Here is a 14,427-nt window from a genome sequence, read left to right as displayed (position 1 = left end):
ATATTAGATTGTTTGGCACGGGCACGGTCCTTTGTCGGTCGGCTCCCTACTCCCTAAATGGTCTTCCGAAGACTTGGGTGTGAGCTATAATGCCAACACCAAACGGGCCACAAAGAGCGTGCCTGTTGATGACATGTTAAGCTGAAAATGTGGTGAATATTGCCAATGAATGCAGTGGGTTAGGTGTGCTCTCATGGGGGCAAGCCCTTGGATTTAGTACAATTTGTACGGGCTTTTTGCCGTCATATTTGGTTGCCTTCTGGGTTTTGGGGCGTGTTTTTACAAGCCCGTTCCTTACTCCAACGCAACACGCTGCATTTTAAGACCGGAAGGCGCGAAGGAGGCTGATCCCCGCATCTGTGAGATCGGCGAGGCGGGCAAGGATGTGTTCAGGTGCGAGATCTGAGGTTTGTCCTTCGACTGCCGAGATTTTATCGAGCAGCCGCAGCAAGCGCCGCCGGTGGATGCCAAGGCGCGATTGAATCGGGTCGGCGATTATGCCTGCAAAGGTGGTCACGATAGAGGCGATCATGGCCAACACAACGCCCGTGCCGATCACAAACCAGACGGGCAGGGCCACGGGGAAGACCCCGTACCAGAGGCTTCCCAATCGCGTCCCAAGGGGAAAGTCTGCGACAGCGGCAGCATGGGCGACAAAGCCTGACATTTTGGGGGTAAGCGATGCAATGCCAGGTGTCGCTGTGCCGAAAAGGACGAACCCTGCCAGAAGGACGAGCAGCGATGTGGTGATTTCAGCGACAGCGGAGCGGGTGCTGGTGTATTGGTCAATCAGCGCACGACTGCGCGGGGTTAAGCTGGCGTTCTCCAACAAATCCGTTGCGATATGGGTCTCGATCCTGCGGGCGACGGCCGTCTTTAGGAAGACTTGCCGTTTCTTTAACGCATTGCTGATACTGTGAAATCCAAGACGTTGCGCAACTGCTCCTGTAAATTTCAACAACAAATAGAGTGGCGCTAAGACGACATTGACAGGCGCTCGCAACAGATCCCAACCAAGGGCTTCTCGATGCAGCCGAAGGGTGCCTGCTACATTGAAATGGGTGCGCACAAAGGCATCAACCCGTTGGCGCACATCCCGAACGTTGTCGTTTAAAGGCTGGGGCATGTTCGTTGTCCGTTTGGGAGAATGGTCGGACTATCTCCCAGAACGCACGAAACTGGAATAGCAAAGGTGGGGGTGTCTGCGGATGGTGTCTTGGGGGACCTCGTAGAGATCCCCCAAACGGGCCTCGCGGCTTATTGCAAGAGGTCGTACATATTGCCGAGGAACTCTTCGAATTCCACGCACATCACCATCGATTTGGAGTCACTGTCGTAGTAGGCGTTTGCCTCACCACAAGTCTCGATGGATACGGGCAAGGTCACGTCGAGGCCCATATCTTGGTTGAGCGCTTCCAGTTCGGCGGTGATCACCGCTTCGGTGACAGGGGCACCGTCTTCGATTGTGCCTATGACGAAGCTGCCGCTGTTTGCCTTTTCGCTAAGGCGGTCAAGCAAGGTGCCCCAGCTTTTTGTGGCAACGTCATATTCGTCGGCACAGCGCTCTGCGCGCCCTTCGGGCAGTTCCATCATGTCGGCCCACTCTTGGCGGGCTTCCGTGTCGCCACCGTAGTAGATGCAGACCGTGTTGAAGAAGCGGCCTTGGTCGCTGCCGTGGGTATCTGCGTAATCGGCAAAGTCTTCGATTTCGCCACGATCAATGCCCTCGGCGGCAAAGAGGTCCGCCGCTGCGGTGATCATTTGCATCGAGGTTTCTGGCGGATAGAGACGCTCAACGATCATAACGGAGGCGATGTCGGCGCTTGGCTCGTTGGGGCCGTAAAGCGGGAGCTGTTCAAGGTCGATCAGCGCATGGCCAAGCTCATGGTAAAAGACTGTCAGCAAAGTGTGCTCAATGAACGTATCGCGTTCATCGGCCATCGCCGCGGTTCCAAAAAGCAGTGCCGCGGTCATCAGAATGGATTTCATGTTACCCTCGAAATCTGTGTAAAAACATGCGTGGAATCAGCAAGGTTCCCTCAGGGCATGTCTGCTTCGCACGTGGTCAGTATTCGGGTGAAATTTGAAAACCTACAAGTAATTTCTGACTTTGTTTGCCGTGTTTGTGGCAAAGCGACGTGAGGGATGGGGGGTGTCATCGTGACTTGCGCAACCACAGCGATACTACGGTAAATGCGTTGTCATTGGGCAGCCAACCCCATAAGAAAGGTCGGCGCAATTTGAATAGTGTGGCTATAGAGCATGTAATTTTATGATGACGCCGAAAACCAAAATCCATTGGACCTCGTCGCTTTTGTCTGCGGTGCGTGACGGCGTTGATCTAAGGGCGCGTTGTCGTTCATCTGCTGTGGGATTTCGCAGCCTTGGTTTGGTGCTTCTTGCCATTGTGGTTGTCGGCACGTCTTCGGCTGTGGCGCAGGACCGCAAGCGCCTTGGCGTGCTTGATGCAGGACAGGTCGTGCGGTTGCCAATTTCAACCGAGACTGTGTTTGAAAACCTGAGCGTCGAAATCGATGGGGTCATGTTTGACGGTCAAATCGGGCGTGCGGGCACGACCGTGCTGATATCGGTTCCGGATAACCTTTCAGGGATTTACCACCAGATTGTTCTGTTCACAGGAGAGCATCCCAATCGCCATATTCTGGGAGTTTGGGATTTCGAGACCCAAACGGGTGAATGGGCCAAAAGCGCGACACTGAGCACCGAAGTGGGCCAACGTGCGGGCGAGGGGCGCCATGAGGGCTACGGGCTTGGTAGCGGGCGCTTGAGCTTTAACAATGATGACGGACGCACACGCGGGGCTTTGGGGTTTTCCATTCCCGAGGGCGCGAGGGATGCGGGGGATATCACCCTCGACACATGGTACTTGGAGCGCCGTATGACGGTTGCGGGACAAGATGCCTATTTGCGGTTTGGGGATCAGAGCTTTGATGCGCCCAGCCGCCTGATCGGGTCAACGGTGCGGCGCGGTGCTTCGTTTCGGTTGGCCGCACCATCGGGGGCACATGACACGGCGGTCTTCGCGGTGCAGGCCAGCGGTGCGCGAGACCCCCAGTCACTTTTCGGAATGACGCGTGACGATTATCTGTTTGGGGCTCTGAGCAATATCAAACCTTTCAAGGATCACGGGCTGACCTTTGGGCTGACTGGGTTTGACGGGCATAGTCCGCAGGTGGCCGATGGAATGCCCGGACAGGTATCTGGCGCGGGATTGGCCGTTTTGGCGCCTTTGTCCGACCATATCGATCTCGCCGCTCAAGTAGATCGCAGTGTGGCGGGCGGAGAGACAGGCCTTTATCGTGCTGTGTCGGGGGACTTTTCCTTGCTGCCGGATGTCACGGATCGGCTGTTGATCCTGTCGCTTGGCTATGAGGCGATGGATCAATACTTTTTCACACCTCTGACCACCAATGACGAACAGGGCCAAGAGCGGGTGCGTGTGTCATTGGAGCGCCTGAGCCAAGATTGGATGTGGTTGTTAGAGGGAAGCGTGGCGACGACAAATTACAACGGCTCAAGTGATGTTCCTGTGGACCGTCTGGCCAAGGTGACATTTGATGCTTCCTTTGTTCCGACATCATCAAGCGGTCTGTGGGAAGGAGCGGCCTTGTCGTTCGGAGCGAGTTACATGGAGCAGCGCCGGCAGATCACGCCTGCCTCTGCATTTGGCCCTCAAGATCACGACATCTGGACCGCCTATATCGGTTATGATCGTCTGAGCGACTTTGACAGTTTTGCGGTGCAATACAGTTTTGATTGGTTTCAGGACCGTGTGGACGGAGCGACATCGGAAAAAATTCATAAGATTGAGACCTATTACAATCGCATCCTGTCGCCACGCAGTGATGCGCATTTGTCGTTGAAGGTCGAACATACATCGACGCCAAGCACGAGTTACTTGTCGGCACAGGGCCTTGCCGAAATTTCCTTTGACCTCGTTCCCGATGAATGGACCTTGCGCGCCATTGGCGAAATCTCCGCGTTCGAAGACCCGAGCAAAGAGGATGGCGCGGCCTTCGGGGCTGCCCTTGAATGGGAAGTGTTTGACGACCATACCTTGGTGTTACAGGCAGATTACGGCAGAGGGGCGTCACGCCCCGATTTTCTGACGCAAGACGGGTGGCAGATCGGTCTTGCACTTCGTTCTGATTTTTCGCTGTTTTAGGGGAGGGCGTAGATGAAAGATGCACAATTGCGCGCTCTTCTGACACGGATCGTGGCCAAGGATAAAATCGCGTTCAAACAGGTCTATGAGGCGTTGGAGCGACCTTTGTTCCGGTTTATCCATTTAAAATTGAACGATCCCTTTCAGGCCAGCGACATACTCCATGACGTGTTTATGGAGGTATGGAATAAAGCAGACAGGTATCAAGGACGATCGACAGTCAAGTCTTGGGTGTTTGGCATTGCCCACAACAAGACAATGGATGTTTTTCGGAAGTCCTCTCGCTTGGTTGTGACTGACACCTTTCCTGATGTGGAAGATGAGGGACCAACTGGCGAAAGCTGTGTTTTGGCGGCCCAAGAGGCTGCCCATGTCAAAGCCTGCCTCGGCACGCTGAAACCACAGCAAAAGGAAGTCATCGAACTGGCGTTTTACGAGGACATGTCTTACCGCGATATCGGAACTGTTTTGAACATACCTGAGGGCACGATCAAAACACGGATTTTCCACGCCAAGCAGCTCCTTTTGCGCTGTCTGACGGATCGGATTCAAGGAAAAGGATCGCGCCATGACTGATACATTGCCCGCCGATATGACAGCGCGCCAAAGGCTAGAGGCGTTGTTGCCGTTCTATGTGAACGGGACGCTTGAGGGTAATGAGTTGTTGCAGGTGCGTACCGCTCTTGATGCGGACGAAGAGTTGCGGAGGCAAGTGCAATCTCTCGAGGCTATTCGTGAGCAGATGCAAGGCGAAGACCTGTCCTATTCTCCGGGCGAACTGGGATTTGCACGCCTTTCCAATGCGATTGATGGCCAACGGCGGCCCGCTGCAGGTCTATGGCGCACGGGCCTTGTGGCCGCTTGTGCCGCTCTCGTCGCAGTGGTGGTGACGTTGCAGGTGCAACGGCCAGAGGTGGCATTGCCGCTCTATGAACAGGCCTCATCCGCCGTTGATGTTCCGTATCTGCAAGTCGGGTTTCAGTCAGGCGCGTCGATGGATGACATCACCGTATTGTTGTCCGAGGTGGAGGTCGATATCGTTGCGGGACCATCAGCGGTCGGGCTATACGAGCTTTCAACCCATGAAGGTGTGAACGCTGCGCAGGCGCTTGCCGAACTGGAGGAGCATAGCGACTTGGTCGATTTCGTCGAATTGGTGCAATGATGTTTGTGCGGTGTTTCTCTCTCTTGGCTGCGATCTTTTTTTCAACCGCGGCGATGGCGTGTTCCGGCATCGGTTCGACAAACACTTTGGCGCGACCCGCAGGCTTGGCCGATGGGACGACAGAATTGTATCTCGGTCCGAGTTTCGGTTGGGCCACGATACCTATCACACGTTTAACGTCGTCAACGGTCACTTTTGAACTGCCGGCATCGGCACAGTCGGACACAGTGGCCGTCTACTTTTTGGTCGAGCGAACTGCAAACCGTGTGGTGTATTCACGGCTAGGAGAGTTGACGTGCGACGAGCCAATTGATCCCGTCGATCCGATCGACCCAGTAGACCCTATTGATCCTGTAGATCCGACCGATCCAGTGGATCCGGTCGATCCCATCGACCCAATTGATCCGATCGACCCAACGACGCCGATTGGCTCTATGGGGGCGACCTCTTTGTCTCAGGCTCGTGATAGTTTCCGTGCTGCACAAGCGAGCCGCGTAATGGTGCGTGCGACCTCAACTGAAATGGCCGCACCCAGTGGGGCGCCTGAAATTCTCATTACCGGCTCAGGTGTTCAGATCACAAAGGCTCGCACTTTGGTTCCGAAACTGGGCGGCGTAGTCTTGCGCGAGCGATCCTTGGGGGGACTCGGATTGTCCATGCTCGCCGTTGATATGAAGGGCGCATTGTCGAAACAGGCCCTGATGATCAAACTGGCGCAGGGTGGTGCAAATGTGACCGTCGGAAGCAATTCACTCTATTCCGCATCGAGCAGTCGAACCTATGTTAACGAGATGGTTGGAGGGCAGGATTGGGACGGGTGTATCCTTCCCAGAGGGCTTCGGATCGGCCTGATCGACGGCCCGATTGATCTGACCGCCCCTGCATTGCAAGATGTCCAAATCTCGATGCAAAGCGTCTTGGGACGTGCCGAGCGCAGCGGGTCGACCGACCATGCCACGGAACTGGCAACCCTCATTGCGGGGCGTCCTACGGATAAAACGCCAGCAGGTCTGGCGCGTGGGGCGCATATTTATGCCGCAGCTGCCTTTATGCGGTACAAGGGGCGCAATGTTGCCTCTTTGGAGCATATTTCGGTTGCGCTTGACTGGATGGCGGCGCGAAGGGTGCCCTTGGTCAATATGTCTCTGGCGGGGCCGAAAAACGATACCCTGTCAAAAGTGGTGTCCTTGGTGGCGCAAAAAGGCATGATCATCGTGGCCTCCACGGGGAATGATGCGCTGGCCAGTGTGTCATTTCCTGCCGCAGATCCCAATGTGATTGCGGTGACGGCGGTGGATGCAAAGGGGCGTTTGTTCGGCAAGGCAAATCGTGGTCCCGAAGTGGATTTCGCAGCGCCCGGAGTCGACGTATTGGTGCCGAAAAAAGGGGGGCGGACATTCCGCTCTGGTACGTCCTATTCGGCGGCAATTGCCACAGGGATCATCGCGCATGAATTGGCGGGTGGAGCGCAGTCGCGTAACGCCGTCGTTTCCCGTCTGAGTAAACGCGCAAAAGACCTTGGCCAATCTGGGCGCGATGAGGCTTACGGATACGGCTTGATCGCTATTAATCGCTGCCAGAAATAAATCGTAAAAACTTTTGAACCTTTGTTGCCTTATGACCGACTTACTCAATGTAACGAGTGAGATGTTAACGACAGGCAAGTAATGAGTATCAAGGTGTGCCGCCCTCATCCCAATTTTTGGCACACCTTGAAGTTAAAGGGTTTGATCGTTGTCCGTCCTATTCAACAGACTTCGTTCCTACGTGAACCGGTCAGTTAGAAGGCCCAGCTTGGCAGAGTTGGGCCTTCTCCCTTTAACGCTTTTCCATGGTATTTTTCTGTCACAGTCTTTTTGCTGTGTGTCGCCTGTCGCCTCACGATTTTGGTTTTCGTGCCCCTGATATTTCAAACGTGCTCTCTCGCGCCCTGCCTTGCATGGGAGTGAGTTTGTTCGCTATGGTGCGGCGGAGAATATGCTATTGTTTTACCAACCTATTTGTGAGGTCGGATAAGATTTGGCGTATTGTCATGGTGCGGCGCTTGGACACGGAAACTTGCGAATGAAATCAACCTTCATTGTTCTGGGCTGGCCGCGATGCGAGCGGTGTCAGCGGCATGATTGCTTCCCGTTGTCACGCCATGTTAGCGCGTTTCCATGAAGCGCCATCTCCTTCCATATGCACGTGCGGGGCAAGTCATTGGACTTCTTGGTGGATCGTTTGATCCCGCGCATGAGGGGCATGTGCATATTACCCATGCTGCGCTCAAACGGTTTGGGTTGGATGCCGTTTGGTGGCTCGTCACGCCTGGAAATCCGCTTAAATCCGAGGGGCCGGCGCCACTTGATAAACGGCTTGAACGAGCGCGTGCGGTTATGGATCACCCCCGTGTCCAGATCACGGATATAGAGGCCCATACTCAAACGCGCTACACTGCTGCCACGCTTGATGCGCTGCGAGATCTCTATCCTGACGTCACCTTTGTGTGGCTGATGGGGGCGGATAATCTGGCACAATTTCACAAGTGGCAGGACTGGCGCGGCATCATGGCGACAACGCCCGTCGGGGTGATTGCGCGACCAGGTACGCGAGGCGCGGCGCGCAATTCGGTGGCGGCGAAAACCTTTGCCCATGCCAAATTGCCCGCGCGATATTCACGGTTGTTGGGGCGGCATGGTGTTCCTTCGTGGTGCTTTATCAATGTGCCGATGAGTGATGCCTCCTCGACACGTATTCGTAATGCGGGGGCGTGGTCGCGTGAAGAGCCGTAAATGGGTCTTGCCCTTCGCACGGTGCGCCGATTAACTCAACGTCATGTATGAAAAACGTTCGACATTGGTGAGCCGCCGTGCGGCATTGGGGCTGCTGTTGGGCGGCGTCGCGGGAGCCGCCATTGGCCAAGAGGCCGCGCCAAAGTTTACTTCTCCTTTTCCCATTGCCCGTCCTGCTGACCTATACAAACGCGCGATCCCGAGCGCCGAGGCGCTGATTGAGGCTTCGGGGTTGTCAGGGCAGGTGTCGTTCTCTGTGGTGGATTTGGCCACAGGCGAGACCCTTGAGACGCGCAATCCGATTTTGCGTTTGCCGCCTGCGTCGGTGGCAAAATCCGTCACGTCGATCTATGCGCTTGAAACCTTAGGAGCGGATTTCACGTTCAAAACACAGGTTTTTGTGACGGGGCCTGTGGTTGAGGGTCGCGTGCAGGGCGATCTGATTTTGGCGGGAAGCGGTGATCCGACGCTCGATACGGATATGCTTGGTGCTTTGGCTGAACAGGTGAAAGCGGCCGGCATTACGGGGGTGACGGGGCGGTTCCTGATTTGGGACGGGGCCTTGCCGCGGATCGAACAGATTGACCATCAGCAAACCGAATACGCGGGCTATAATCCGACGATTACGGGATTGAATGTGAATTACAATCGCGTGCATTTCGAATGGCGTCGCGCGGGTGAGGATTACACGGTCAAGATGGATGCCCGCGCCGAGCGCTATGCCCCTGATGTGCGGATCGCCTCTATGCGCATAGCGCCGCGTGATCTGCCCGTGTTCGATTGGGAAGCAGGGCAGGGGCGCGATGATTGGACTGTGGCTCGCTCGGCGCTTGGCAACGGTGGCGCGCGATGGCTTCCAGTGCGCCTGCCTGCGCTCTATGCAGGAGAAGTGTTTCAGGCGGTGGCAAAGATGCAGGGTGTCGTGCTGCCCAAAGCAAGCCGTGCAGAGAATGCTCCGAACGGCGAGGTTGTCGCGTTGCATGAAAGTCCGCCACTGTCGGTGATGGTGCGTGATATGTTGCTCTATTCCACCAACCTCACGGCGGAAGTTTTAGGCTTGAGCGCGACACAGGCACGAGGAGGGGATGCGAGTTCTCTTAGAGCCTCCGCGAAAGCGATGACTGAGTGGGCAAGAACACGCCTTGGTACGCGGCACTTGGACTTTGTCGATCATTCAGGATTGGGCGGTGAGAGCCAGGTGTCTACCTCTGACATGGTGCGCCTGTTTGCGGAAGACGGGGTCGAAGCTCTCATTGGGCCGCTATTGAAAACCATCGGGATGCCCGACGCGAGTGGGAAAAAGATTGATCCTGATCACCCTGTAAAAGTGGCGGCCAAGACGGGGACGCTTGATTTCGTGTCGACTTTGGCAGGGTATGTGACCGGACCAAACGGGCGGCGCATGGCTTTTGCGATCTTTGCTGCCGATCTGCCTGCGCGGGCACAGGCCAAGGCCATTGGCAATGAGGTTCCGCGTGGGGCTAGATCGTTTAATTCCTCGGCCAAGAAGCTGCAAAAGCAACTCTTGGACCGTTGGGGTATGTTCTACGCCAGTTGATGTACGGACGTCAGCTGTTCGGCAATGTGGCGTAGCGGGCGCGGGCGCCACGCTCAATCGCGGCAGCGTGCAGGCGATCAATCGACAATTCGTAGCGGATTTCGGCGAGCATCTGTAGCTCGGCCTCATAGGTATGCCCGTCGGCTGCGGCAACATCACAGGCCAGCGCATAGGCGGTTTCATACAGCGGCTGCGGCAGGTTATCGCGGATCAGACCGAACAAGGCGTCCAACCCGTCCTCTTCGCCAAACAGATCAAAGACTACGGAGGAGACCGTTTTGATGCGGTCGGGATCGAAATCTGCGAAGATCGGCAAGTGATTGACGATGGTTTCAATCGTCACAAGCTCCGAGGTGCGCATGTTCTCGTCGGACAAAGAGACGGCGATCATTGTGGCCACAAGACAGTCTTGAGGTGTGAGAGAATGCGGAAGATCGGCCATTTTTGGTCCTTTTCAGGTTGTTTGAACCTCAGACATTATTGACCTAGAGGCTCATGAGCAATAGGAGACGAAGGCTGCGGGGTGGTCCCGTGCAAGAAACAAGGATTGCTTGATATGTCTGACCTGCGTGACGCTGGTATGAACTCGAAAGCGTGGCCCTTTGATGAGGCGCGTAAAGTTCTCAAACGGTATGAGCAATCCAAAGACAAGAAGGGCTATGTGCTCTTCGAGACGGGCTATGGCCCCTCTGGCTTGCCGCACCTTGGCACCTTTGGCGAAGTGTTGCGCACGACAATGATCCGCCGCGCGTTCGAGGTGATTTCAGATGTGCCGACGCGTCTGATCTGTTTCTCCGATGACATGGACGGGATGCGTAAAGTGCCCTCCAATGTCCCGAACCAGGAGATGTTGGCCGAACATGCGCAAAAGCCGCTGACCTCTGTGCCTGATCCCTTTGGCACGCATGACAGCTTTGGGGCGCATAACAATGATATGCTCAAGCGGTTCCTCGACACCTTCGGGTTCGATTACGAATTTTATTCTGCGACCGAGTTTTACAAATCGGGCCAGTTCGATGAGGTGCTTAAACGCGCCGTCGACAAATATGACGACGTCATGAAAGTGATGCTGAAATCCCTGCGCGAAGAACGCGCGGCGACCTATTCCATTTTCCTCCCGATCCACCCCGAAACAGGTCGTGTTTTGTATGTGCCGATGAAGTCGGTGAACCGCGATGATTATACGATCACGTTTGACGATGAAGACGGCCGTGAATGGACCCTGCCTGTGACGGGCGGCAATGTGAAGTTGCAGTGGAAGCCTGACTTCGGCGCGCGCTGGGCCGCCCTAGGCGTGGATTTCGAGATGTTTGGCAAAGACCACTCGACCAACGCACCGATCTATGGCCGGATTTGCGATATTCTGGGCGGGCGGCGACCCGAGAACTACACCTATGAGCTGTTCCTCGATGCGCAGGGTGAGAAAATTTCGAAGACAAAAGGCAATGGCCTGTCGATCGACGAATGGCTTGCCTATGCCTCGACCGAGAGCCTGAGCTATTTCATGTTCCAAAAGCCCAAGACCGCGAAACGGATGCACTTCGACATTATCCCACGGATGATGGATGAGTATCACCAACAGCTTCGCGCCTATCACACGCAAGATGTAGCGCAACAGGTGTCCAACCCTGTCTATCATATCCACGGTGCGGACGTGCCGCAGTCCGATATGGTTGTGCCGTTCTCGATGCTGCTTAACCTCGCCTCTGTTGCGGGGGCTGCGGAAAAAGAGCAGCTTTGGGGCTATATCCAAAGCTATGCGCCTGAAGCCTCTCCCGAAGCCAACCCGCAACTGGATGCGGCGGCGGGATATGCGGTGCGCTATTACAATGATTTTGTGAAACCCCAAAAGACCTTCCGTGCGGCGACAGAAGTCGAGCGGGCCGCAATGGCCGATTTGGTTGCGGCGCTCAAATCCCCTGAGGTGGCCTTGACCGAAATCGCGAAGAAGAACGCAGAGATGGGGTCGGATGAGGCGCTGCCCGAAGCTGATTTCACCGACGGTGATTTCTTGCAGTCGGTCGTGTTTGCGGTTGGCAAAAACCATGGGTTTGAAAACCTTCGCGAGTGGTTCAAGGCGCTTTACGAAGTGCTTCTTGGCCAGTCCCAAGGCCCGCGATTTGGCTCGTTCATGGCGCTTTACGGTGTTGAAGACAGTATTGCCTTGATCGAAAAAGGTATTGCTGGCGAGTTGTCGTAAGGCTGAATTCCTTAGACGTTTTCCACCAATAACAAGGCTGTCTTTCGTGGCGCTGGGATAACATTCTAGCCCACGGAGCGCCTGTGGTGTTGCGCCAAGCGACGAGGCAGCGAACGACCCCATAAGGGCTGCGTAAACCCTATCGTTTATCCCTTTCGTATCTCGGGACATGTGCCTTGAGGTCCATGGTTTCGGCTGTGGAGCTTGGCGGCGCATGGCCTTCAATGGATTCGAAAGGGGTTCGGATGAACAAGGCCATTACAGACGGGCTGGCGCTTATGCCGCCGGCATTTGCAAGCGGATTGGACGTATGGTCCAGTGAGAACGGTACACCAGGATCGGCGACCTACGACGGTGCAGGAAACGCGGCCTTTGTCCCCGCGGACGGTGATTTCGGCGGCGCGCTTGAAATCATCAAGCAATCAACAACATCCAAACTGCGCTACATGGGCGAGACGCCTTTGTTGCCCGGCATGTATTTGCGCATAACGGCGCGGGTCAAGGCGATCTCTGGCAACCTTCCCAACGTTCGCATTGCAGGTTGGGCGATGAACGCATCCGATAACCATGTCGCAGGTCTGACGGAAGTCGGATCGGAAGTGGCCTTGACCACTTATGGTGAGGTCGTGGAAGTGTCGGCCATTGTAGGGTCGGGATCGCGCAACGGCGTGGACATGCCGTGGGGATTGGAGGCCGTTTACGGGCATTTCGGTCTGGATCTGACCGGCGCGAATGGCGGCACGGTGCGCATTGATGATATTCGGATCGAGGATGTCTCGTCGTTTTTCTTTGCCGATAGCACCGGGTCGGTTGATGTGCGCGATTACGGGGCTGTTGGTGACGGTGTCACGGATTGCGCCGCGGCATTCGAGGCCGCTGATAATGCTGCCAACGGGCGCAAAATTCTCGTGCCGGAAGGTACCTATCATATTGGTGCGAACCTGAGCCTTGTGCATGAGCCGATTTTTGAAGGCTTCGTGACCCAACCTGACGATAAGTTTCTGGCGCTGCGTCGCGGCTACCATCTCAATTCCTATATTGATGCGTTCGGGGATGAGGTGTTGGCGTTCAAGAAAGCGTTCCAAGCGCTGTTGAACTATACCGACCATGAGGCGCTTGACATGTGTGGTCGCCGTATCGAAATCGACGCGCCGATTGATATGCATGCCGCCGTGGGGAACAAGAGCACCTTTGCCACCCGTCGCAAAATCTACAACGGTCAGTTCAACGTCCAGGACTCAAGCAATTGGGACCCCGAAACAGTGACATCGCAGGCGAGTTATTCGACGGCGAACGAGTTTGAACTCACCAATGTTGCCAATATCGCGAACATCCAAGTTGGCAGTCTCGTGACGGGTAATGGTGTGGGCCGTGAGGTCTATGTCAAATCGGTTAATGTCGGTGCGCAGAAGCTGGAGTTGAGCCAACCGCTTTGGAATGCCAACGCAAACCAGTCGTATACGTTTACGCGCAACAAATACGTGCTTGATTTCTCGGGATTCACCAAACTTTCCCAGCTTGAAATTATCGAGGTGGAATTCCTGTGTAACGGCCATGCGTCGGGTATCATGTTGGCCCCCGAAGGTATCTCGTTTGCCTTTAAGGACAGCCACATCAAATACCCACTTCAACGCGGTATTACCTCGATTGGTCGCGCTTGTCAGAACCTGACGATTGACGGCTGTCAGTTCGTGTCCAATGAGGGCAGCGTGGATGCAGATCAACGCACGTCGATTGCGTTCAACGTCAACGCCAACGACCCCAAAGTGCGCAATAACCGTTTTGTGTTGTTCGGGCATACGGCGGTGCTTGCGGGGACGGGCAACTTGTTCGTTGGAAACCACTGGTTCCAAGGCGATTACAAAACAGATAGCCCACGTGTGGCGGGGCTGGTGTTCACCGCAATGAACGTGAAATCCATCATCACGGGTAATTACATCGATAACTGCTTTATCGAAATGACGAACGAGCACGATATCGATCCCGATTTCAACTCCGAGTTTTCCTTCGGTGGTTTAACTATTACGGGCAATATCTTTGTGGCGACGGATGCCGCATCGTGGTTCTCGTTTATCGTGTTCACACCGCGCGGCGATGGCCATTTCATCAATGGTCTGTCTGTGCAGGGTAATACGTTCAAGGCGATCAACGGGTTCTTGGATCGTATCGACCGCGTGGACACAACCTATGCCGATCTCAATTACGGTCGGATGCGCAATATTGTGTTTGAGGGGAATACCTTCAACGGGATTTCGGAGTTGACGTTTAACCCTGTGTCGCTTGATTTTACGCAGGCCACAGCGTCGAGCAATTGGGTTCTAGATCCGTCTGAATACCTGCCGTTTGGCGGCTGGGCGCGGACGGTTGAGAGCATTGTGTTCAATGGCGAATTGACCGATAGCAGCGGTCAAACGGCCTCTGCGATGCCCTATGTCACTCCGAACTACGGAGCCAACTCGAACCAGATTCGACTGACTTTCCCGCAAGCGACACGCGGTACGGTTCAGATGTCTGTGCGGATGGACCGTCCGATCTAGTGGGACG

At 55.2% G+C, this 14,427-nt stretch carries 11 protein-coding genes; 8 read left to right on the top strand and 3 right to left on the bottom strand.

Features of this window, described 5'->3' with window-relative positions; all coding sequences use genetic code 11:
- Positions 1-319 precede the first annotated feature (319 nt).
- The gene (locus tag ACN0TS_RS04590; protein ID WP_417258124.1) at positions 320-1,126 is read right to left on the bottom strand and encodes a DUF6635 family protein; all 807 of its coding nucleotides are present in this window, start codon (positions 1,124-1,126) and stop codon (positions 320-322) included.
- 131 nt (positions 1,127-1,257) lie between these two features.
- The gene (locus tag ACN0TS_RS04585) at positions 1,258-1,989 is read right to left on the bottom strand and encodes a DUF4344 domain-containing metallopeptidase (protein ID WP_417258123.1); all 732 of its coding nucleotides are present in this window, start codon (positions 1,987-1,989) and stop codon (positions 1,258-1,260) included.
- Between the two features lie 283 nt (positions 1,990-2,272).
- Here ACN0TS_RS04585 and ACN0TS_RS04580 point away from each other — a divergent pair, with 283 nt between their 5' ends.
- The 6 genes from ACN0TS_RS04580 (at position 2,273) to dacB (ending at position 9,683) form a co-directional block, all read left to right on the top strand.
- Entirely contained in the window at positions 2,273-4,186 is a 1,914-nt protein-coding gene (locus tag ACN0TS_RS04580) for a hypothetical protein (protein ID WP_417258122.1), read from the top strand.
- 12 nt (positions 4,187-4,198) lie between these two features.
- On the top strand, positions 4,199-4,762 hold the full coding sequence (locus ACN0TS_RS04575; RefSeq protein ID WP_417258121.1) for an RNA polymerase sigma factor: 564 nt from the start codon (positions 4,199-4,201) through the stop codon (positions 4,760-4,762).
- A complete protein-coding gene (locus ACN0TS_RS04570) occupies positions 4,755-5,351 on the top strand; it encodes a hypothetical protein (RefSeq protein ID WP_417258120.1) in 597 nt (198 codons plus the stop codon). Before ACN0TS_RS04575 ends, ACN0TS_RS04570 begins: the two co-directional genes overlap by 8 nt.
- 23 nt (positions 5,352-5,374) lie before the next feature.
- Positions 5,375-6,937, top strand: a complete 1,563-nt coding sequence (locus ACN0TS_RS04565; RefSeq protein ID WP_417258119.1) for a S8 family serine peptidase — start codon at positions 5,375-5,377, stop codon at positions 6,935-6,937.
- Between the two features lie 573 nt (positions 6,938-7,510).
- Entirely contained in the window at positions 7,511-8,125 is a 615-nt protein-coding gene (locus ACN0TS_RS04560; RefSeq protein WP_417258118.1) for a nicotinate-nucleotide adenylyltransferase, read from the top strand.
- Between the two features lie 43 nt (positions 8,126-8,168).
- Positions 8,169-9,683 carry a D-alanyl-D-alanine carboxypeptidase/D-alanyl-D-alanine-endopeptidase gene (dacB, locus tag ACN0TS_RS04555; protein WP_417258117.1) on the top strand — a complete coding sequence of 505 codons (1,515 nt, stop codon included), beginning with the start codon at positions 8,169-8,171 and terminating at the stop codon, positions 9,681-9,683.
- 10 nt (positions 9,684-9,693) lie between these two features.
- On the opposite strand, the gene ACN0TS_RS04550 is transcribed toward dacB, so the two are convergent.
- Entirely contained in the window at positions 9,694-10,125 is a 432-nt protein-coding gene (locus ACN0TS_RS04550) for a tellurite resistance TerB family protein (RefSeq protein WP_417258116.1), read from the bottom strand.
- Between the two features lie 114 nt (positions 10,126-10,239).
- Between ACN0TS_RS04550 and ACN0TS_RS04545 the strand changes: the two genes are divergently transcribed.
- Entirely contained in the window at positions 10,240-11,883 is a 1,644-nt protein-coding gene (locus ACN0TS_RS04545) for a lysine--tRNA ligase (RefSeq protein ID WP_417258115.1), read from the top strand.
- A 245-nt stretch (positions 11,884-12,128) separates the two neighbouring features.
- A complete protein-coding gene (locus ACN0TS_RS04540; protein WP_417258114.1) occupies positions 12,129-14,420 on the top strand; it encodes a right-handed parallel beta-helix repeat-containing protein in 2,292 nt (763 codons plus the stop codon).
- Positions 14,421-14,427: the final 7 nt, after the last annotated feature.

This window comes from Celeribacter sp., from assembly GCF_048266405.1.
Classification (GTDB): domain Bacteria; phylum Pseudomonadota; class Alphaproteobacteria; order Rhodobacterales; family Rhodobacteraceae; genus Celeribacter.
Note: the sequence above shows the minus strand (reverse complement) of the source record. Positions and strands in the feature narration are given on the sequence as shown.